The sequence below is a fragment of the Pedobacter psychrodurus genome (genome assembly GCF_004331735.1).
Taxonomy (GTDB): domain Bacteria; phylum Bacteroidota; class Bacteroidia; order Sphingobacteriales; family Sphingobacteriaceae; genus Pedobacter; species Pedobacter psychrodurus.
Genome location: NZ_SJSO01000002.1, coordinates 59,520 through 80,238, shown reverse-complemented (window position 1 = coordinate 80,238; position 20,719 = coordinate 59,520). Strand labels below are relative to the sequence as shown.

The window sequence follows — 20,719 nt, the reverse complement described above, 5'->3', positions numbered from 1 at the left end:
GAAACGTTAATTGGTTAAGGGACAAGATGCAAATGGAGATTAATTGTTGATATAGTATAGCTCATGATAGATCAAAATTACAGGTGGTATCCGGTTTATACACGTTCGAGAGCAGAAAAAAAAGCGAATGAGGAATTGAACAGAAAGGGAATCCAAACTTATTTACCTCTTAAAAAGGCAGTTAAGCAATGGAGCGACCGTAAAAAAATCGTTGAGGAGCCCTTGATTAAATCTTATCTATTTGCGTATATTTCGGCAAGAGAATATGCAGAAGTTTTGATGACCAATGGTGTTGCCAGATTTATTTATTTCTCTAACCAAGTCGCTTCTATCCCTGACCAACAAATTCATGATCTTAAACTCTTGCTCGCTACAGATGCTGATCTGGAAATCATTGATTATGATATTAAACCAGGTGAAAGGGTATTGATTAAAGCCGGACCTTTTAAAGGTGTAATTGCCGAATTGGTATCGGTACACAATAAGCAACGTATTATTTTACGTTTACAAAACATGGGTTATTCGATAAATATTAATACATCGATAGCTTTTGTAGAACCGTTATGAGAAGTGAGATGTGAGATTTGAGAGGTGAGAAAGTCCGGGGTCAGAGGTCGGAAGATATAGTGCCGATAGCAAGGTGCAGAAAAAGGTTTGAGATGTGAGAGATGAGGTTCGAGATGGGAGACGGAAGAGGGATGATGTGAGAGGTGAGAAAGTCCGAGGTCAGAGGTCGGAAGACATCATGCCGATATCAAGGAGCAGAAAAAGATGTGAGATGTAAGACGGAAGAGGGATGATGTGAAAGGTGAGATGTGGGATGGGGCTTAACAAGATAAATAACAAATAATCAGTTCATTTTGAAAATAAAATGTAACTGAGGGGGCGAAGCTGTATCCGGTGCAGAATAAATAGTCAAAATTTTTCAATAACAAAAACAATGTGTCGCATAGCAGGCATCATCAATAGCAAAAATCCTTTCGAAAAAATTAATCAACAGGTGAAAGCCATGTGCGATAGTATGCAACATGGTGGGCCCGATGATCATGGCATTTATGCCGCTGAAAAAACACCCCTATGTTTAGGTAACCGTAGGTTGGCCATTTTAGATCTTAGTTCTGGCGGACATCAACCGATGGTAAGCCATAAAGAAGATTTGGTGATTACCTACAATGGTGAAATTTATAATTATCGGCAGATTAGAACTGAATTAATTAATTTAGGTTATATTTTTAAAACACAAACAGATACAGAGGTAATCCTTTATGCCTATCAGCATTGGGGAGACAAAGCTTTCGAAAAACTAGATGGTATTTTTGCTTTCTGTATTTTTGATAAACGGGAACAATGTGTGTACCTGGTTCGAGATCAAAACGGAATAAAACCACTGTATTATCATTTCGCTAACGAAACTTTAACCTTTGCATCAGAAGTAAAGGCATTCAAACACGCTAATATCTACCAGGAAAATGATAATTGGCGAATCTACTACCTTGCTTTTGGTCATATCCCCGAACCTTATACTACACTCAAAAATGTATGTAGCCTGGGCAAAGGCTGTTTTTTGAAGTACAACATTAGAAGTGCCGAACATTTTATTCAATCATACCATGAATTTGAAAACACTTCTTATATACATAACGAAGCCTATGCAATAGAAAGGATCCGCGAACAGCTGGGTAATTCTATCAAGCAGCAGCTGATTTCTGATGTTGATATAGGTGTACTGTTTAGCGGCGGTCTCGATTCGAGCATCATTACTATACTGGCTAATCAATATAATAACAAACAGTTATCCAGTATTTCTGCCAATTTTAATGAAATAGACTTTTCCGAAAAAAAACAGCGGAATAGTCTACTTCAAAAAATAAATATTCAAAAAATTGAACAGCTTATTACCTATCGCGATTTCGTACAGAATTTCGAAACTGTTTTAGCAGATATGGATCAACCCACCAATGATGGGATTAATACCTGGTTTGTCTGTAAAACGGCAAAAGAACATGGGATAAAAGTGGTACTATCAGGTTTAGGGGCGGATGAGCTTTTTGGGGGATACCCATCCTTTGATCGGATCCATAAAATACAAAATCTAAATTGGCTGAGTAAAAGCGTTTTGCGCAGCATGCGTTTCTCCAACAACACCAAGTTTAAACGGCTATATTACCTCAGCTTAAATTCCCCTATTGGCGAATACCTGTGCTTACGCGGTGTTTATTCGCCTGATGTGATCGCCGAATTGTTAGACATCGATATGAAAACGGTTATCGATTGTCTTGAAGAGATCCCACTTCACCCTGGAATAAAGAAAACCAGTAACGAAACAAGGGCGAGTTGGTTTGAATTGAACATGTATATGCAAAATCAGTTGTTAAAGGATACCGATTTTATGAGCATGAGCCATGGTGTTGAAGTGAGGGTTCCCTTTCTAGACCGTAATTTTGTTGACCTGGTTCTCTCCATCTCAACAGAAATCAAGTTTAGTTACGAACAGAAAAAAAAACTCCTGGTAGAGGCTTACAAAGAAGATTTACCTGTAGAAACCTGGAAAAGAACGAAAATGGGCTTTACTTTCCCATTCCAGGAATGGATGAGAAAAAGCTGCGACATTGCCGATCCATCCCGGTATACAAATAAGCGTGCAAAATCGCTCATAAAAAACTTTAGAGAAAATAAATTGCACTGGAGTTCGGCCCTAGCCTTATATAGAATATACCATGCCAGTTAAGGTTTTATTTTTAACCCTTAAAACATTTAGTTTTACTGGCGGCATTGAAAAAGTTTGCAGAAGTTTATCTCGTGTACTATACGATTTAAGCGAGGAAGAGCTTGTTCAATCGACGGTATATTCCATGTATGATAAAAATGCCGACCGCGATTCCAGGTACCTAAGCAAATACCAGTTTCATGGTTTTAATGGAAACAAGGAGCGATTCGTGGTGCGATCTTTTTTAAGTGGTTTAAAAGCAGATGTGATTTTGTTAAGCCATATCCACTTAATCAACATTGTTTATTTCATCAAGAAAATACATCCTCATAAAAAGATTTATTTATTGGCGCATGGCATAGAAATTTGGAAAAAGCTATCCGATTCCAAACTCAACATGTTAAACCAGCTAGATAAGATTGTTTGTGTAAGCCATTTTACTGCAGATAAAATTATGGAAATGCACCACATTCCTGCAGATCGCATTGAAGTACTAAACAATTGTCTTGATCCTTTTTATTATCTACCTAAGCAGTTCGAAAAACCACAGCGTTTATTGGATCGCTACCATTTAAATCGTGAAAACTTAATTCTGTTTTCGTTATCACGACTGTCTTCTTCAGAGAAGTACAAGGGATACGACCATACCATTGAGCTGCTGCCGCAACTATTAGCGGAATACCCAAACCTGGTTTACCTATTGGGCGGCAAATGGGATGCTGTAGAAAAGAAACGATTAGAAGATTTAATTGTAAAGAACCAACTTCAAGCGCATATCAGAATGATCGGTTTTATTGATGAAGCCGAACTTACCGAACACTTTTTACTATCTGATATTTTTATTTTACCCAGTAAAAAAGAAGGTTTCGGAATTGTATTTATCGAAGCCCTTGCCAGTGGCCTTCGGGTAATTGCCGGCAATAAAGATGGTAGTGTAGATGCACTTCAAAACGGGGCGCTTGGTCTATTGGTTGATCCTGACGATCAACAAGGCATTTTAAACAGCATATCTATACTGCTACAGCATAGCCAAACTGAAAATGAGAAAAAAAATCTTCAGGAGAAATGTATGGAGGCATTCGGATACACTCAATATCTTCAATCAGTCAAAAACTTGATTTTAAAAGGCTCAATTAATCCTACAGCATCTAATCAGTATCCACAAAAAAACATACAGATAAATAAACCGAATAGCTATGGTTAAAGAAGAACAGCAATGGACCATTGAGGCAAAATCATCCTTGTTTGACTTAAAACTGCATGAGGTTTGGGCCTATCGTGATTTGCTGGTGTTATTGGTCAGAAGAGATTTTGTGTCTTTCTACAAGCAGACCATTTTAGGCCCGCTTTGGTTCTTTATTCAACCCCTGTTTACCACCATTATCTTTACCTTTATTTTTGGCAATCTTGCAGGTATCTCAACCGATAGCCTACCGAAACCCTTATTTTATATGGCCGGCATTACCGCCTGGAATTATTTTGCAGATTGTTTAACCAAAACCTCCTCTGTTTTTAAAGACAATGCCAGTATTTTCGGCAAAGTATACTTCCCCAGGTTAATTATGCCCTTAAGCATTGTAGTGAGCAACCTTGTCCGCTTTGGTGTACAGATGCTATTATTTCTCATCTTAATGGCCTATTATTATTTTTCTGGCGCACATTTTAATATCAGTTGGGCCATTTGCCTTTTCCCGGTAATTGTAATACTAATGGCTTTATTGGGTTTGGGTGCAGGCATGATTATATCTGCCATGACCACAAAATATAGGGATTTAGCTTTCCTGATTAGTTTTGGTGTGCAGCTATTAATGTACGCAACAACAGTAATCTATCCCCTATCCGAGGCCATAAAAAAATATCCTGCTTATGCCTGGATCATTGAGTATAATCCAATGACTCCTATTATTGAAACCTTTAGGTATGGCTTTCTGGGGCAGGGAAGTTTTAGCTGGTTTAGCTTGGGTTATGCTACAGTTGTGACTATCATTTTATTGTTGATTGGTACTGTAGTTTTTAATAAAGTGGAACGAAATTTTGTTGATACAGTATAGTGAGTTTAGGGGTTAGGGTTTATTGGTTAGTTGAGTTTTAACGAAACTTTCATATATCCATGGCAATCATCCCTTATTTATTTCATCAAAAAAAAATAAGGAATATGCACACCTACTCATTTGAAAAATTAGAAGTCTGGCAACTTGCAAGAACTTTTAGAAAATCTATTTATTTGCTAACAGCAAAGTTCCCTAAAGAAGAAACATTTGGATTGATTAGCCAAATTAAAAGATCAGTAAGCAGCATTGGTGCCTGTTTAGCTGAAGGATCAGGAAAAATCACAATGAAAGACAAAGCGCATTATACAAATATGGCTTATACTACTACGCTCGAAACCCTAAATCATTTAATCGCAGCCATGGACCTTGATTATATAACCAACGAAGAATATTTAACGTACCGATCGAAAATTGAAAACATAACGATTAAGTTGAGTGGGCTCAGAAATTCACAAATTAATGCCTCTAACCCCTAACCACCTAAGCCCTAACCTTTTTCCTATAACCGCTAAACCCTAACCTCTAAACATTGTCAAAAAACATTGCTATAAAAGTAGAAAATCTAAGCAAAGCTTATCAGTTAGGACAGATTGGCACTGGAACAATCAGCCGTGATCTGGAACGTTGGTATGCGCGCATCCGCGGTAAAGAAGATCCATTTTTGTGGATTGGGGAAAGTAACAATCAAAATACCAAAAGTGAAAGTGATGTGGTATGGAGTTTAAAAGACATTAACTTCGAAATTGAGCAGGGCGATGCAGTTGGTATTATTGGTCGGAACGGTGCAGGTAAGAGCACATTACTTAAAATCCTAAGCAAAGTTACAGCCCCAACAACGGGAAAAATATCAGGAAAAGGAAGGATTGCAAGTTTATTAGAAGTAGGTACTGGGTTCCATCCGGAGCTTAGCGGCCGTGAAAATATTTTTTTAAACGGTGCCATTTTGGGTATGCGTAAAAAAGAAATCCAACGTAAACTCGAAGAAATTGTTGACTTCGCCGGAATTGAACGATATTTAGACACGCCAGTAAAACGCTATAGTTCTGGCATGTATGTTAGATTAGCTTTCGCTGTTGCCGCCCATTTAGAAAGTGAAATCTTAATTATTGATGAAGTATTGGCCGTAGGTGACGCAGAATTTCAGAAAAAATGTTTGGGCAAGATGGGGGAAGTGAGTAAGGGAGAAGGACGAACAGTATTTTTTGTTAGCCACAATATGGATGCAGTTTCCGCACTCTGCCAAAAAGGAATTGTATTGCAAAATGGCAGAAAACAAATCAGTTCAGGTGTAGAAGAAGCCATTAATATTTATCAAGAATTTAGCCAAAATGAAGTTTTGCTTTGGAAAAACACCAACGAAAACCTTTCGCCAAGATTTGAATCCGTTGCTATTGATATTACCGGAAATCAACCATATTTAACGCTTAATATTAATGCCCGCCTTGTTTCAGATCAAAAATATGCCCCTGCATTTATTACTTTCGACATTAAAGACGACCGTGGCAAAACCATTATTCAATCGATGCCATCTGCCGCTCCTTTTATACAAATAAACCAAGGCACTGCTAATCTCGACCTAAAAATTGAACTCACTGGCCTTGTTCCGGGCTTTTACAGTATAAGTCCTTGGATAGGCCCACAAAATACCGTTACATATAACAGACAAGAGGATATTTTAGTGTTTGAAATCGCGCAAAACCCAACTAAAAACCGTGTTTTCCCGTACCACAAAAGTGATGGTTTTATTTCGGCGCCCACTTCTTTCCAGATCAGCTATAGCTAAATCAGTGAAATTGATCATCTCCATCATTATTCCTACATTTAACCGGGCAAACCAATTAACAGTAACACTGGCCAGTTTGGCTAAACAAGACTGGCATATACCCGCTGAAGTAATTGTTGTAGACAATGGTTCGACCGATAATACTAAAGCAGTTGTTGAACAATTCGAGACGCAAATTCCAAACCTGATTTATCGATACGACGCAATGCCTGGTTTACTTACAGGCCGGCACCACGGAGCCGCTATAGCAAGAGGCGAAATATTATGTTTTTTAGACGATGATGTAATACTCAATCAGGAATACCTAAAAAATCTTGCCGAAACTTTTTTGAACGACAAGAATCTGCATCTGGCAACTGGCCCTTGCTTACCAAATTACGAAGTTGACCCGCCACAATGGCTTGCTCATTTTTGGCAGCATAGCCATACAGGGCAATATTGCGGTTGGCTAAGCCTGCTCGATTTTGGTCATAGTGAAATAGAGGTAGATCCCAACTTTGTTTGGGGGCTTAATTTCTGTATCCGTAAAAAGACCCTTATCGATTTAGGTGGCTTTCATCCAGATTGTATTCCCGATCGGCTTCAGCAATATCAAGGTGATGGAGAAACTGGGCTAACCTTAAAGGCCATTGAAAAAGGACTAAAAGCGAAATACATCCCTGGCCTAATGCTTTACCACCATGTTTCTAAGCAAAGGTTAACTATCGAATATTTAAAAAAAAGAGCCTTTTACCAAGGTGTTTGTAATTCTTATACCGATTTAAGAAAGCATCCTTTAAAAACATCAACAAAACCAGCAAGTTTTAGAAACCGTATTCGTCCATACTACCGATGGATAAAGCGTTTATTTGTTGCCCAGCCTACGAACAAAAATATTTCTCCAGAAATAAAAGCAATTATAGATAATCTAGCAACAGCAGAAAAATCAGGCTATCATTTTCATCAGACTCATTTTAGCCGGGAAGCTGAAGTAAGAAAATGGGTATTAAAAAATGATTATTGGGATTATCAACTGCCATCTACATAATGAAATCGCCACAGATAACTTTTTTTATGCTTGTTACCGACAGAGACTGTATCATTGCAGATTTTGCGATCAAAAGTTACAACAAAATTTACAATCGGAACCAAGCTTTTGGAGGAGAAGATTTCGTTTTATACATTTATTTGAATAACCTCTCTGAAGAAAATAAAGGCTATTATTTAGAAAAATGGGCAAGTTATCCTTACACAACCTTATACGATAACACAGAAAAGCTGAATAGTTTGGCTGAAAAACCTTATCCCGGACAGATCGTTACTTCTCCAGAGGGTGTTAGCCGGCAGGTTGAAGGTTATAACGAGCTTTGTGATGAACTTTGGACCACAGAACTAAAAAAAATAGACACGCCATATATTGCCACTGTAGATGCTGATTTTGAAATATTGAATGCAGACTTTTACTTCTATCTTATAAGTGAATTATCTAAAAGTCCATCATTAATTGGAGCTAGCACTTGCTTCAGTGCAACAAGCCCACATCCTATTTATGATAGCTACAGTAACAGAAATATAATATTACAAGAACGAAATCATACTTGGTTCTGTATTTACAAACGGGAAGCATTTAAACGCTGTAACATTTCTCACTATTATTATGAAGAAATAAACAGCAGTAATCAAATAGTAGCATACGATTCTGCATCCTATTTTCAGCAACACTTACGACAAAAGGGCTTCATTTTTATCCACTGCCCTATATCATATTACAACTCATATGTACATTATGGGGCGGCATCGAAGAACAAAACGCTTAATAGAACTAATATAAGTTATTATAGAAATGCATTTCTCTTAACTTCCAGGGGCATACTCAGGGGGAAAAACGCTTTATTTTCGAAAGCGATAAACAAGTTGGTCAGAACGATAGCAAACCCTTTTTTCAAAAACTATCTGAATAGGAAAAATTACGAAAGAAGTACTTACATTACAGCTTAAAAACAGCCCATGTTCGGTATAAAAAAAGTATTAAAAAGATTCAAAAAAGTTAGGGCATTACCTCGTTTAACACAGTGCAAGAACTTAAATGATGTAGCTTTTTATCTTGTTAACAAATACAAAATAGATAGCTTCAGCTTTTTAGAGATAGGCGTATTTAAAGGAGATAATGCCATTGCACTAATTAGCTGGCTTAAAACCTATTTTGACCTGAACATAAATTATGTAGGTTTTGATCTATTTGACGAAATAACATACTTGGAAGAACACTATCCTGAAGATTATAAAGCATACAATCTGTCTGATTTTCCTTACTGGGAATTTGAATCAGGTGGACATACCTTTGCCAAGGTAAATGAGAAAATAAGCCAGGTTATTCCACAACAAACCTATGAGCTTGTTAAAGGTGATACTACCATTACACTTCCTGCTTATATTAAAACAAATTCAAAAAAAATAGACTTGATTTATGTTGATGGCTGCCACGATTATATAGTTGTAAAAGAAGATTGGAAAAACTGCGAAACCTTGTTCGCGGCTAACCCAAAACTCATAGTTGCTTTTGATGATTTTAGCTATCCAGGTGTAAAAACCGTTTATGAAACAATTATTTCATCTGGTCAATACAATGTACACGTATTGAACGAAAATCAGTTTATTGTATATATAAAAAGAAAAAATTAGAAATGATAGACCAAGTATACCACCAATCTAAACTACTAGCTGTCATTGTGAGGGCGCAGTTTAAAAAAGACGGTATCGAATTTTTCACCCCTGGAGATTTCTCCCAGCAATTAGGTTACATGAATAGGCCCAAAGGATATATTATAGACCCACATGTTCATAATTTGGTAGAAAGGAAAGTTACCTTAACCCAAGAGGTACTCTATATCAAATCGGGTAAAGTCCGTGTTGATTTTTATGATGATGAACGTAATTATCTGGAAAGCAGAATTGTGAGCACCGGAGATGTAATTTTATTGGCTGCTGGCGGACATGGTTTTGAAATGCTGGAAAGCTCAGAAATGATCGAAATTAAACAGGGGCCATATTGTGGCGATGAAGACAAGGTAAGATTTGACCATAAACCCAATAACATTAATATTACCCCTTAAAATAATGCTGCAAAATTTTAAGCTCTACAGTCAGTACTACGATCTTTTGTATCAAGATAAAGATTATGCTCTTGAAACCGATTACATAGATCAGCTCATCAAACAATATAAGCCACAAAGCAAAAATGTAATTGAATTGGGCTCCGGAACCGGAAAGCATGCTAATCTCTTTTCCCAAAAAGGGTATCACATTTACGGAATCGAACGCAGTGCCGAAATGGTTAATATTGCCAATCAAAATAAGCGCGAAAATATTGAATTTCAGGTTGCAGACATCAGCACTTTTGAAGTGGATAAGCAATTCGATATTGCATTGTCATTATTTCATGTAATCAGTTATTTAAATCGTAACCAAGATCTAATTCATACCTTTCAAAATGTGCATAGACACTTAAAACAAGGCGGATTATTTATTTTTGATGTTTGGCACAGTGCCGCTGTGCACGCTTTAGTTCCTGAAAAACGGACAAAACAGCTTAGCAATGAGAAGATCAGTGTAATTAGAAATGCAAAGCCAATAATTTATCCAGAGCAGAATGTTGTAGAGGTAAACTACGATATAGAAGTTACTGACATAGAATCAGGAACCAGAACCGTCTTTTCCGAAAAACACCCCATGCGCCATTTTAGCAAACCAGAAATAGAACTTTTGGCTTTCGCTACACAGTTCGAAATTTTACATTCGGAAGAATTTTTAACCCAAGCGGCTCCTTCAGTAGATACTTGGGGCGTGTGCTACATTTTTAAAAAAATTTAATACATGAATCCAATTCCCGTTAACACTCCCCTATTTAATGGCAACGAGTTAAAATATTTGACTGAATGTATCGAGACCGGATGGATTAGTAGTGAAGGACCATTCATCGCTAAGTTTGAAAAGGAATTTAGCCAGTATATTGGGCCAAAATATGGTGTAGCTGTGAGCAATGGATCTGCTGCATTGGATATTGCTGTAAAGGCTTTAAACATTTGTACTGGAGATGAAGTAATTATGCCAACTTTTACAATCATTTCGCCAGCTCAATCAGTTGTTACTGCCGGTGCAGTACCTGTTTTGGTGGATAGCGATCCCATTACCTGGAATATGGATGTATTGCAGGTTGAAGCTAAAATTACGCCGAGAACAAAAGCCATTTTAGTTGTACACATTTATGGGCTACCGGTTGATATGGACCCCATACTCCAACTGGCTAAAAAATATCAGCTAAAAATTATTGAGGATGCCGCAGAAATGCATGGCCAAACCTACAACGGGCAAAAATGTGGCAGTTTTGGCGATCTGAGTATTTTTAGTTTTTATCCGAATAAACACATTACCACCGGAGAGGGAGGCATGATTTTAACCAACGATTTAGCACTGGCTGAAAGATGCAGAAAACTAAGGAATCTTTGCTTTGAACCCAACGGACCTAGATTTGTTCATCACGAACTGGGATGGAACTACAGGATGACCAACTTACAGGCCGCACTTGGTTTAGCACAGTTAGAACAGATTGACCACTTTTTAACAATAAAAAAAGATATTGGCAATACCTATCAAACACAGCTTTCTTTTTTAACCGAGTTGGGTTTTCGCCTACCAAAACCCAGCACAGCATTTGCACACAACATTAATTGGGTTTTCGGTATTGTGGCTCCAGGTATTAAAATTAAAGAAAAAATTGTTGAAGGGCTGGCCAAAGAAAAAATTGGTACCAGGCCATTCTTTTGGTGCATGCACCAACAACCTGTTTTTCAGAACATGGGTTTATTTAAAAATGAATCGTACCCCGTTGCCGAAGAATTGGCCAATAACGGGTTTTATTTACCAAGTGGACTTGGCCTGAAGCAAGAAGAATTAGTTAGGGTAACAGAAGTATTAAAAGCAATAATTTCATAAACTAGTTTTGCTGTTCAACTCGCTCTCTTTTGTTTTTTTCTTTGTTGCGGTATTTGCAATCTATTACTTGCCATTTGTTAAAAAATGGCAATTGCCATTCCTGGTTATTGTAAGTACATATTTCTATGGAACAGCTTATTGGAAAGCTACCGCAATACTGTTAATTTCTATTTTGGTCAATACCATTATCAGTTATAAAGTAAGTACCGATAAAAAGCAAAATGTAAAGGCCTGGCTTTTTTTGGGTATTGCTTTTAATTTAGCTACTCTATTCTTTTTCAAATATATCAAGCTATTTACCTTAACTTTTATTGATAGTAGCTTACACGCACAACCTTTTTTCCATTTTTTAATATTAGTCCCACTGCCAATCGGTGTTTCATTCTTCACCTTTGAGGGGATTAGCTTATTGGTCGATTCTTATAAGCAAAAAGAAGTGCAAGGCATCATCAAGAACCAAAGCTTTTATAGCCATTTTATACGCTCCAGCTTATTTATTTCTTTTTTTCCACATTTAATAGCCGGCCCTATCTTAAAGGCGGATCAGTTTATTCCGCAAATCGGGATTAAATACTTTAAAAATATTAACTGGGAGAAAGTATTTAAGCAGCTTATACTTGGGTATTTTCTAAAAATGGTTGTTGCCGATAATTTAAAGGATATTACAGCAGACCTGATCTATCCTTTCGAAATTTATCATCCCATAACTTTAATTACCCTGCTATTTGGTTATTCGATTCAAATCTTTGCCGATTTTGCTGGCTATTCGTTAATAGCCCTGGGTTTGGCCAGCCTACTGGGTTACGATCTCATTAACAATTTTAACTTCCCCTATATTTCGAAAAGTTTTTCTGAATTTTGGACAAGATGGCATATTTCTCTTTCCAGATGGTTAAAAGAATATTTATATATTCCACTGGGAGGCAATAGAAAAGGTGTACTCAGAACCTATTTCAACTTATTTATTGTCATGTTTTTAGGCGGCCTGTGGCATGGTGCAACGTGGAATTTTGCTTTATGGGGCACAGTTCATGGATTAGCGATTGCCATAGAAAGGCTCATCAGTAACTATTTTAAACCCAATAATACCACTTGGTATAAGGCTTTAAAGGTAATTTTGGTTTTTACGGTTGTATCGTTTGCCTGGCTGTTTTTTAAACTCTTAACCATTCATGAAGTCGTTAATTTTTATAAAGCATTGGCCCCTGCTTATTGGCATGGTTTTACACTGAGCAATAGAGAGTGGTACGTTTTCTTTTATTGTTTGCCTGTTTTATTTTATTACATTCTTTACTTATTAAGGAACAGGTACACATTAACAATCAATAAGTTAGAGCCATTTTTATACGCCGTATTGTTATTTTTGATCCTATCAAATGCAGGCTTTAGTGGTAACTTTATCTATTTCAGGTTTTAATGCGCTTTATTTTAAAGGTTACTTTCTTGTTTATTATCATTGTTTTGGCCTATACCCTATTTTTAAAGGTGTATCCAGTTAAAGCCAGTTATTACAGCTATTTACAGGAAAACCAGATCCGCGCTGAAGATTTTCACTTCGGTAACCAAGATTATGATGTAATAATAGTCGGCAGTTCAATGTCTGAGGGTTTAACCCTTCCGGGCTTAAATAAACGTAGCACTACTTTAAATTTTATTGGTGGTGGAAGCCTTACCGGCTTAGCTTTGATAAAGCAGAAAAAAAAACTGCCGAAAGCCATTATACTAGAAACAAACTGGTTAGAACGGCCCCTTGACGAAAACCTGATTAGGCCAGCATTAAGCCCACTTTACAGCATTTTTTTAAACTATTTACCCTTTTTACAGGAAAAAAATCATCCAATAAATGTGTTAACAGGGCAAGTATCATCAACAACACATGCAATTAATTTTAACGAGGCCATGCAGTATGTTTCATACAACATGGGCAGGAACATGGAGTTTGAAAACAAATATGTAGATACTTTACAGATTAAAGAATCGGCTGAAAAAATTAAAAAGTATGTTGATTATTTTGAACAACATGGGGTTAAAATCTATATGATGGAATTGCCTGCTCATCCCAAAATGTGGAGTACCAAACGTAATATCGAAACCAAACGTTTTGTTGAGCTGTATTTTAAAAAGGCATCAAGAATTCCTCCTTACCCAAATTTAAATGCACTGCAAACTTACGATGGGAACCACCTAGTAGAAAGCAGCCGAGAAAAATACAGTACCTTTTTGGCCAATTTTTTAATAAAGAATAAAAATGATTGGGATCGTAACCTTTAATCGCGATACTTTTACTAATCCCACTTTGTATGGGATAATTGAAGCACTCGGTAAAAAAGGTGTACAGGTAATGTTGTTCAACAACAATAGAGACAGTAAAATCCCTGCTGAATTTAAGCATGTCTTTTATGCTGATGTGCCCAATGGCCTAATCTTTCCCAGAAGGCCCAACAAACTTTTGCATTACCTCAGGGTTTTTTGGAGCATGTTCTTTGTTATCAAAAAAAACAAAATCAAACATCTAATCGCAGTTGATCCTGCTGGTTTGGTACTCACCGGCCGGATTAAGATGTTCAATAAAAATTTAAATATCCACTACTGCTCTTTTGAAATCTTTTTTCAAAGTGAAATTGCAGCAGATGCAGCCTTGGTTAAATTAAAAAAGGAAGAATCGAAATACAGTAAAATAATCTCTTCAATTATCATACAAGATGAAATCAGGAAAGAGTTTTTAATAAAAGAAAACGGAATTAAACACTTTAACAATTGGTTCCTTATTCCCGTATATCCCATCATCAATAAAAATTATCAAGGCAAAAAGTATAAAAAAACCGACTTTGGCCTTCAGCAGAGCGATACTGTTTATGTACACACTGGTAGTGTGGCAGAGTGGTCGGGCATTAATCAGATTATTGATACCATTGAAAACGGGCTGCCCCCAAATCAATATATACTTATTCACAGTAAAGCTAAATTCCATCCCGAAAACCCAGTTTTTATCAAATTAAATGCGCTTAAAGTCCAAGGGAAAAACGTAATTGTACATGATGATGTTTTCGAAGATTATAACGATTATTTAAGCTTTTTAAGCTGCTTTGATTATGGAATTGTAATGTATGTTCCGGATACTGGTATTTTCACAGGGATGAACATTAAAGAAATAGGTTTATCATCGGGCAAATTCTCCGCTTTCTTATCTCAAAACATGCCTGTTTTATTATCCCCATGCCGCAGTTATCTATCTATATTAGCGGATTACAAAATTGGCGAATTAATTACGCCAGAAAAAAACCTGGCCTTTCATATTTTAAACGGAAGCCTAAAAAAGATTGATGCTGCTAACTGCACTAAGTTTTTCGAGGAGCGCCTAATGGCAAGCCATATTGTTGATCAATTTTTATCTCAACTGTTAAACCATTAGATGGAAAATCTTATTACCGAAAATAATGGGTTGTTAAGCAAATTACCACAAAATAAAAATTTGAAGGCTTGGCCATGGGATATAGAGGTAGATCCTAAAATTTACTGCATTAAAAAAAACTGGCCAAAAATATCGATTGTTACACCAAGCTATAATCAGGGTGTATATTTGGAGCAGACCATCAGATCAATTCTCCTTCAAAACTATCCTAACCTCGAATACATCATTATAGATGGAGGAAGCACTGATAATAGTAAAGAAATTATTGAAAAATACAGTCAGTTTATCAACTATTGGGTATCAGAAAAAGATAATGGGCAGGCAAACGCCATTAACAAGGGTTTGCATTTGGTTAGCGGCGATTTATTTAACTGGATAAATAGCGATGATTTTCTTGAACATGGAGCATTATTTGAGCTGGGAATGTGCTTTAGGGGCACTGATCAGATTATTGCAGGGTCGGTAAATAATTTTAAGGAAGATGAGGATAGTAAGAATGTTGACGATAGTTACTATGGCTTGATCAAAAACACGGGACTGAATATAGATAATTATTTTGCACAGAACGGAAGTTTTAACTTTCATCAGCCTGGGGTATGGCTAGGAACAGCACTGATCCAAAACCAAACGATAGATGAAAATTTACATTTTGGATTTGATACTAAATTCATCTTAACCATACTGGAAAATTACCCAACAGTTAATTATACCGCCAATACCTTAGTTAATTTTAGGCTACATGAGTTGTCTAAGACTTTAAAAGATCAGGATAAATTTGTAGAAGAAATCTATAAGATTTATCAGTACTATATTGAACATGGAAATTTAAAAATTTCGCGGTTGGCAAAAACTGGCCTTGACCGAATGAGATGGATGTCCCATATAAATACCATTGCCTCAAGTTTGTATCCAAAACAGCAAAAACTTGGCTTAATACTTAAGGGAATTTGGGAAAAGCCAACAAAAAGACTTAACAGATTTAGTTTAGGGTGTATCAAAAATATTTTAATTTCCTGAAGCAAAAGCAAATACAGCTGATTATTGATGGGCTGTACAGAAAGCCGAAATCGTATTTACGGTTAGTGAAGCGATTTGGTGGCCATATGCAATACAGGAAAATGATTAATGGATCCAAACAGATGAAAGCCGAAGCGTACAGATTAGCCCCTGTTTACTCTTACCCCGATGGCCTTCCTGTTTATTTCCTTACCGGAAAGCAGTTCTTATTTCAAACCCTTTTCTGTATCAGGTCCTTAACTCAGCACACCAACGAAAAATTTAAGTTTGTTTTGATGGATGATGGTACTTTTGATGCAGAACTTAATGAAATAGCTGCAAAACTTTTGCCTGGGGCAGAATTAGTTACCCTACAGCAAATTAACCAAAACCTCAATGCCATTCTTCCGCTAAATAAGTATCCCATAATTAGACAGAAAAGAAAAATTTACAACCATTTAAAAAAACTAACCGATATCCACACCTATCATCCTAACAGTTACAAATTGGTACTGGATTCGGATATGTTATTCTGGAAAGAACCCTTAGCCGTAATAGATTGGCTTAAAAAGCCGAAAAATATCATCAATATTGAAGATAGTACGCAATCTTATGGTTATTCTATTTCATTAATGGAGCAACTGTGTGCTTCGCCAATCACCAAAAAACTCAATGTTGGCCTTATCGGGTTTAATTCTTCAATAATCGATTGGGATAAAATAGAACATTGGATACACGCATTAGAAAATGAAGAAGGAACCTCTTATTTTTTAGAACAGGCTTTAACAGCCATGCTTGTTTCATCTGAAGGGAACGAAAAACGTTTGCCAAAAGAAGAATATATTGTAAACCCGAGCAACCAACAGACCGAAAAACAAGAAGGAACGCTTCATCACTACGTGGATTTATCTAAAAAACCGTATTTCATTTCGGCCTGGAAAAGTTTAAAAGCTAAATGATTAAACAAGATCTGGTTACTGTAGTTATTCCATTTTATAATGCATCTATTTACTTAAATAAATGCATTGAATCTGTTATTACACAAAGCTGGCCAGAAATCGAAATTATTTTAGTAGATGATGGATCTACAGATGGTTCTTTAGCGTTGGCCAGTGCCTACAGCGCAGAAAACATCAGGCTGTTTTCGTTAAAAAAAGGTGGAGCAGCAAGGGCAAGAAATAAAGGTGTGTTGGAAGCAAAGGGCAGCTATATTCAGTTCTTGGATGCAGATGATTTTATTTCAGCAGATAAAATTGAGCAACAGATGCTAGTTGCCGCTCAAAACCCTGATAAACTAATGGTTTGCAGCACCATTCATTTTCAAAAAGAAGATCAGCTTTCTATATTGTTGCCTTCAGCGTATGAAGAAAGGTTTATCAAAAGTACGGATGATCCTGTTTATTTTTTAACCCGGCTATGGGGCGGTTTAGATAATAAAGGGGCTATGGTACAGCCCAATGCCTGGCTTACCCCAAAAAAGATTATTGATAAAGCTGGTTTTTGGAACGAAAACCTAACACTGGATGACGATGGGGAATTTTTCTCAAGAGTTATTCTCCAATCAAAAGGAATAGTAAAAACTGAAGGATATAATTATTATAGAAAATCTGCAGGTGCTAAAAACCTTTCTGCCAGTCAAACTAAATCCGCCTATCAAAGCCTACTTGAGTCTGCATTATCTAAAAAGGAACAATTGTTAGGTAGAACAGGTTCGTACGATGCAAACTTTGCCATTTACAGGCTTTTGCACAATGTAGCAGTTTTAAGTTACCCCAATTACCCCACAATTTCGGCCAAAGCATTAGCAGAATTACCCCCCATCGATCGTAAGTTTAGCGTAGATGTAGGAGGTAGTAAATTCGCCAAAACTCTTAACTACCTATTGGGCTGGAAGGTTACAAGAAAATTAATGGCATTTAAAACTAAACTTGCATGATAGCAATTGTATCCTCATGCTTATATCCAGAGGAAAAAAAAGGGGAATCAAAACGGAGCCATTTTACCCACGAAGAGCGGGAAAGGCAAACCATTTTGACCTTAAAGGCGCTTGAAAACTTTAATTTTAGCCAAATTATCCTGGTTGATAATTCTGTCTCTGCTAATCTGGATGTAATTAAATCAGCCTGCAAAGCTGTTCAGGTGATACACATTAAACAGTATCAATTTATCAATAAAGGCATAAACGAATTTTTTATGCTTTTGGCCACATTGGATATTTTACCTGAGAACGAACCCATTTTTAAAATCAGTGCACGCTATTTACCCAACGAAAATTTCAATACCAATTTTGATGAAGCATATGATTTTAAAGTTAGGGCATACCACTTGGGCACTAAAAGGTCATCCATTTCTACAAGGGGTTATTTTGTAAGAAATAAGCAAATTTATGAAGACTTTTTACTTAAAACCCTGAATGAAACTTTCGCCTATGAACAAAGAGTGGTTGGTATACGGAGCTTAATCCACTTTGTCAAACAGTTTATAAATCCAGTTTTTAATATCACCCGCGGTGCTGCTGTCGAATTTGCAGGCGCCAGAATATTGAAATATGCTGGCTACCACACCGAATATGTTGACAAAATAGGTATTAGTGGCACTATTGCCGGATTCGAAAACAAGAGCATTATCAAAGAATGAAAATTTTTCTTTCCTTCTTACAATCAAAAATCCAACATCCCATACCTGCATACAGCTTTTGGGAATACTATATTAAAAATGGCATTACTGAAGCCGGATGCCAATATATTGAATGTGATGATGTTGATTGGGCGCGGGGCCTCGTTCAACAATCTGATCAGGAATTTCAGGATTGGAAAAGTTTTACCTGGAGTAGGGTGCTAAAACAGGTTAAAGAGAAGGGTGCTGATTTATTTCTAAGCTATTTATACCCGCAGCAAATAGATGAAAGTGCTATTCGCGAACTAAAAAAAATGGGTGTGTTTTGTGTCAATTTTTTTTGTGATCATGTTCGGCTTTACCGCTCGGTGCCTAAAGCATTTCATGTTTTCGACCTGAACTGGGTACCAGAATATAAAGCCATTAAATTTTATCAAAAAGCCGGGTTAAACTACCTTAACCTGCCCATGCCAATGTGGGTTGAGCCAAAATATAGGTCATTTAACAAAACTGAAAATAATCAGGTTTCTTTTATCGGATCAAAAGATATCCAACGGCATATACTATTCGACACCTTAATTAAGCATAATCCTGAACGGATAGTTAACATCTACGGAAGCGATTGGCTAAATAACGATCGGCTTTCAACTATATCTGCAAGTTCGGCCAGGCAAAAAATTTTAAACCAGTTAGCTTTTATACGGCAAAATGGGTTTTATGCTTATGCCAATAAAATCAGATCCCGTTCTTACAAAGCGCCATCAGCATGGGCACTGAATCGTTTTTTTAAAGGTAAACCCGATTTTGAAAACTATATCAAAATCACCAAAGAAAGCAATATCACCATTGGGGTTAACCGGTATCCCAGCTTTAATTATCCTTTGCAAAAACCAAATACTTACTCGCGCTTAAGGGATATTGAAGCACCAATGCTCGGGGCCTGTTATTTAACCGAATGGACCGAAGGCATTGATGAACTATACGAAACCGGAAAGGAGATTGTAACATACACCAGTGCCGAAGAACTGGACGAACAATGCAGCAGGTTACTGGCAGATGAAAAAATTAGGATGCAATTAAGAGAAGCTGGGCAGAAAAGAGCGCTATCCGATCATTCGATCAGCACTTCAATCCAAAAAATTATTGAGCATATAACTTGAGCAGCACACGTTTAATTATTTATTTTATTAAACCGCCAATAAAAGACCGTTTCTTTTGGGGAGACAGGTATATTTTGCCCACGATGAGAAAAGTGATAAGAGGCGAAAGAATAAGTAGTTTAGAGCTAGTTTTTAAAAACCTTTGCAAAGCTTTCGATCTTGTAAAACAACCTTATTTAACCAATGTCCCTTTCGACCAAATTACCGAGCGTGATCACATTATTGTACTTGGCTTAGGATTACAGGCCTTAAACGGATACCACCAAACAAATAAGCTCGTTGCTGGCATTGGCTTGATGACTCACCCATCAAACTGGCCAACTTTGTTTGTGGATTACCCTGTTGCTACTTACTTACAGCACTCTAAATGGACTGCCGACATCTACAATAAATGGTTTGGTAAAAGTAAATGCAGCATATGGCCTGCCGGAATTGATACAGAATTTTGGAAGCCAAAGCCGAGTGAACCAAAAACAGATATTTTGATATATGTTAAGTTTTTATGGGATCAGGAACAAAACCGTTTAAATCTACTTAAACCGATTGTCGCTTTTTTGGAAAAAGAACAGATCTCCTATCAGCTAATAGTTTATGGAGCATACGATATAAAAACCTACAAGGGATTATTGGCCCGTAGTAAAGGAATGATTTTTTTGTGCGAACACGAAAGCCAAGGTTTAGCTTATCAAGAAGCATTATCCATGAACGTGCCAATACTGGCTTGGAACCAAGGTTTATGGCTGGATCCTAGCCGGTTTGAATGGGGCGAAACAGCTCCGGTAAAAGCAACATCAGTACCCTATTTTGATGAACGTTGTGGGGATAAATTTGAAAACCTAAACGAGTTTTACCACAAATTTCCGATGTACTACGCGGCCTTGAACCATTCTAAATTCTCGCCACGGGATTACATACTGGAAAACCTATCTCTAGAAAAAAGTGCAGAAAAAATGAGCTCAATCCTGAATAAAGTATATAGTTTAACCTAAACCCGATTATTGAAATGAGTAACCCACAAAATTT

21 protein-coding genes are annotated in these 20,719 nt (G+C 36.9%); all 21 read left to right on the top strand.

What is annotated here, in order from left to right:
* The first annotated feature begins 63 nt into the window (after nt 1-63).
* The 21 genes from EZ456_RS02075 to EZ456_RS01975 all read left to right on the top strand — a co-directional run bounded on the left by EZ456_RS02075 (nt 64) and on the right by EZ456_RS01975 (nt 20,685).
* The gene (locus EZ456_RS02075; protein ID WP_131526868.1) at nt 64-567 is read left to right on the top strand and encodes a UpxY family transcription antiterminator; all 504 of its coding nucleotides are present in this window, start codon (nt 64-66) and stop codon (nt 565-567) included.
* Nucleotides 568-940: 373 nt separating this feature from the next.
* Nucleotides 941-2,728, top strand: a complete 1,788-nt coding sequence (gene asnB / locus EZ456_RS02070) for an asparagine synthase (glutamine-hydrolyzing) (RefSeq protein ID WP_131526866.1) — start codon at nt 941-943, stop codon at nt 2,726-2,728.
* Nucleotides 2,718-3,911, top strand: a complete 1,194-nt coding sequence (locus EZ456_RS02065; protein WP_131526864.1) for a glycosyltransferase family 4 protein — start codon at nt 2,718-2,720, stop codon at nt 3,909-3,911. The genes asnB and EZ456_RS02065 overlap by 11 nt, the downstream gene beginning before the upstream one ends.
* Nucleotides 3,904-4,758, top strand: coding sequence for an ABC transporter permease (locus EZ456_RS02060; RefSeq protein ID WP_131526862.1), 855 nt, complete (start codon nt 3,904-3,906; stop codon nt 4,756-4,758). The genes EZ456_RS02065 and EZ456_RS02060 overlap by 8 nt, the downstream gene beginning before the upstream one ends.
* A gap of 104 nt (nt 4,759-4,862) precedes the next feature.
* Nucleotides 4,863-5,234 (top strand): four helix bundle protein, encoded by a 372-nt coding sequence (locus tag EZ456_RS02055; protein WP_131526860.1) that lies wholly within the window; start codon nt 4,863-4,865, stop codon nt 5,232-5,234.
* 53 nt (nt 5,235-5,287) lie between these two features.
* Entirely contained in the window at nt 5,288-6,541 is a 1,254-nt protein-coding gene (locus EZ456_RS02050) for an ABC transporter ATP-binding protein (RefSeq protein ID WP_131526858.1), read from the top strand.
* 4 nt (nt 6,542-6,545) lie between these two features.
* Nucleotides 6,546-7,568 carry a glycosyltransferase family 2 protein gene (locus EZ456_RS02045; RefSeq protein WP_165501214.1) on the top strand — a complete coding sequence of 341 codons (1,023 nt, stop codon included), beginning with the start codon at nt 6,546-6,548 and terminating at the stop codon, nt 7,566-7,568.
* 26 nt (nt 7,569-7,594) lie between these two features.
* Nucleotides 7,595-8,518, top strand: a complete 924-nt coding sequence (locus EZ456_RS02040) for a hypothetical protein (protein ID WP_165501213.1) — start codon at nt 7,595-7,597, stop codon at nt 8,516-8,518.
* A gap of 9 nt (nt 8,519-8,527) precedes the next feature.
* Nucleotides 8,528-9,202: a class I SAM-dependent methyltransferase gene (locus EZ456_RS02035; protein ID WP_131526852.1), complete on the top strand. Its 675-nt coding sequence runs from the start codon at nt 8,528-8,530 to the stop codon at nt 9,200-9,202.
* Nucleotides 9,203-9,204: 2 nt separating this feature from the next.
* Nucleotides 9,205-9,633 (top strand): cupin domain-containing protein, encoded by a 429-nt coding sequence (locus EZ456_RS02030; protein WP_131526850.1) that lies wholly within the window; start codon nt 9,205-9,207, stop codon nt 9,631-9,633.
* Nucleotides 9,634-9,637: 4 nt separating this feature from the next.
* Complete coding sequence (locus EZ456_RS02025) at nt 9,638-10,390, top strand: class I SAM-dependent DNA methyltransferase (RefSeq protein ID WP_131526848.1); 753 nt, start codon at nt 9,638-9,640, stop codon at nt 10,388-10,390.
* 3 nt (nt 10,391-10,393) lie between these two features.
* Nucleotides 10,394-11,512, top strand: coding sequence for a DegT/DnrJ/EryC1/StrS family aminotransferase (locus EZ456_RS02020; RefSeq protein WP_131526846.1), 1,119 nt, complete (start codon nt 10,394-10,396; stop codon nt 11,510-11,512).
* Nucleotides 11,513-11,519: 7 nt separating this feature from the next.
* On the top strand, nt 11,520-12,929 hold the full coding sequence (locus tag EZ456_RS02015) for an MBOAT family O-acyltransferase (RefSeq protein WP_131526844.1): 1,410 nt from the start codon (nt 11,520-11,522) through the stop codon (nt 12,927-12,929).
* On the top strand, nt 12,929-13,783 hold the full coding sequence (locus tag EZ456_RS02010; RefSeq protein WP_131526842.1) for a hypothetical protein: 855 nt from the start codon (nt 12,929-12,931) through the stop codon (nt 13,781-13,783). Before EZ456_RS02015 ends, EZ456_RS02010 begins: the two co-directional genes overlap by 1 nt.
* On the top strand, nt 13,761-14,924 hold the full coding sequence (locus tag EZ456_RS02005; protein WP_131526840.1) for a hypothetical protein: 1,164 nt from the start codon (nt 13,761-13,763) through the stop codon (nt 14,922-14,924). Before EZ456_RS02010 ends, EZ456_RS02005 begins: the two co-directional genes overlap by 23 nt.
* Nucleotides 14,925-15,941 (top strand): glycosyltransferase family 2 protein, encoded by a 1,017-nt coding sequence (locus EZ456_RS02000; RefSeq protein ID WP_131526838.1) that lies wholly within the window; start codon nt 14,925-14,927, stop codon nt 15,939-15,941.
* Between the two features lie 122 nt (nt 15,942-16,063).
* Nucleotides 16,064-16,879 (top strand): glycosyl transferase, encoded by an 816-nt coding sequence (locus tag EZ456_RS01995; protein ID WP_131526836.1) that lies wholly within the window; start codon nt 16,064-16,066, stop codon nt 16,877-16,879.
* Nucleotides 16,876-17,856: a glycosyltransferase family A protein gene (locus tag EZ456_RS01990; RefSeq protein WP_131526834.1), complete on the top strand. Its 981-nt coding sequence runs from the start codon at nt 16,876-16,878 to the stop codon at nt 17,854-17,856. Before EZ456_RS01995 ends, EZ456_RS01990 begins: the two co-directional genes overlap by 4 nt.
* Nucleotides 17,853-18,557, top strand: coding sequence for a hypothetical protein (locus EZ456_RS01985; RefSeq protein ID WP_131526832.1), 705 nt, complete (start codon nt 17,853-17,855; stop codon nt 18,555-18,557). Before EZ456_RS01990 ends, EZ456_RS01985 begins: the two co-directional genes overlap by 4 nt.
* Nucleotides 18,554-19,696 carry a glycosyltransferase family protein gene (locus EZ456_RS01980; RefSeq protein WP_131526830.1) on the top strand — a complete coding sequence of 381 codons (1,143 nt, stop codon included), beginning with the start codon at nt 18,554-18,556 and terminating at the stop codon, nt 19,694-19,696. Before EZ456_RS01985 ends, EZ456_RS01980 begins: the two co-directional genes overlap by 4 nt.
* The gene (locus tag EZ456_RS01975; protein WP_131526828.1) at nt 19,693-20,685 is read left to right on the top strand and encodes a glycosyltransferase; all 993 of its coding nucleotides are present in this window, start codon (nt 19,693-19,695) and stop codon (nt 20,683-20,685) included. Before EZ456_RS01980 ends, EZ456_RS01975 begins: the two co-directional genes overlap by 4 nt.
* Nucleotides 20,686-20,719 lie beyond the last annotated feature (34 nt).